This window comes from Dialister sp. (assembly GCF_036343215.1).
Lineage (GTDB): Bacteria > Bacillota > Negativicutes > Veillonellales > Dialisteraceae > Dialister.
This window is the reverse complement of record NZ_JAZASU010000234.1, coordinates 1-1,038: the sequence shown is the minus strand read 5'-3', so window position 1 is coordinate 1,038 and position 1,038 is coordinate 1. Positions and strand designations below refer to the sequence as shown.

The following is a 1,038-nucleotide window of genomic DNA, read 5'->3' as shown; positions in this document are numbered from 1 at the left end:
GGAATGGCATTTCAGTGGTGGATTTAATCTTAATACCAATATTAGCTAACCATCCGTCCCCCATATTTGCATCACCATAGAGACGGAATTCGGACTTTAACTTATTATTTTTGTTGGTTTCCATTTCAAGACCTGTTTCCAGGATGAAGGAAGCGGTGAGATAGAGAGGCTCTGCGCCCATGGAGGCCAGGTCGTTCACCGTCCCGCAGATGGAAAGGCGGCCGATATTTCCTCCCGGGAAAAAGAGGGGCTCCACCACGAAGGAGTCCGAGGTGAAGACAGGATTTCCTTTCAGAGGAGGAAGGACTGCCCCGTCTTCCATTTTGTCCAGTATGGGATTTTTGAAATATTTCTCAAAAAGGCTTCCGATGAGGCGGCCGGTTTCTTCGCCGCCTGCCCCATGGCGCAGTTCGATTTTCATAGGTCCTCCTCACAGGAGATGGTAAAAGAGGATTATATCCTCATAAGTTCCGTCGTGTTTCAGAAATCCGCCGGGGACTGTCCCCAGGCGGGTAAAGCCCAGCCGGTCATAGAGGTGAAGGGCATGGATATTATCTGCCACTACCGCATTGAACTGGAGAATCCGAAATCCCAGTTTCTTCCCTTCGGAAAGAGAGTGGCGCACCAGTTTTTCTCCGAGATGCTGCCCGCGGATGGAGCTTTTCACCGCATAGCTGGTATTGGCGATATGCCCGCAGCGGCCCACATTATTGGGATGAAGGATGTAAAGGCCCAGAATGTCTCCTTTTTCATCCGCCGCCACCCCTGTATAACTCATGGATTTGAAGAACCGGTCGGCTTCTCCTTTTTCCAGCGGTTCCATCTGAGGGAAAGAGTCTGTTTTTTCCACCACTTCATTCCAGATGGTGCGGCACGCTTCTTCATCGCAAGTCCTGTATTTCCTGATTTCCATATTAACCTCCCCGGTATGTAATGCAGCAGGCCCCTTCGGAGGAAACCATGCAGGCTCCCACGGGATGGTCCGGGGTGCATGCTTTTCCGAAGCAGGGGCATTTTTCAGGGGTAATCATGCCCGTC

The 1,038-nt window shown here is 51.2% G+C and carries 2 protein-coding genes and 1 pseudogene; all 3 read right to left on the bottom strand.

Annotated features, from left to right (window positions below):
• Positions 1-421 (bottom strand): AIR synthase related protein (locus VZT47_RS10640; RefSeq protein ID WP_330224926.1); only part of this gene is annotated, 421 nt, incomplete at its 3' end.
• 9 nt (positions 422-430) lie between these two features.
• Positions 431-913 carry a GNAT family N-acetyltransferase gene (locus tag VZT47_RS10635; RefSeq protein WP_330224925.1) on the bottom strand — a complete coding sequence of 161 codons (483 nt, stop codon included), beginning with the start codon at positions 911-913 and terminating at the stop codon, positions 431-433.
• Position 914: 1 nt separating this feature from the next.
• A pseudogene (locus tag VZT47_RS10630) lies at positions 915-1,038 on the bottom strand (hydrogenase formation protein HypD); the annotation flags it as partial.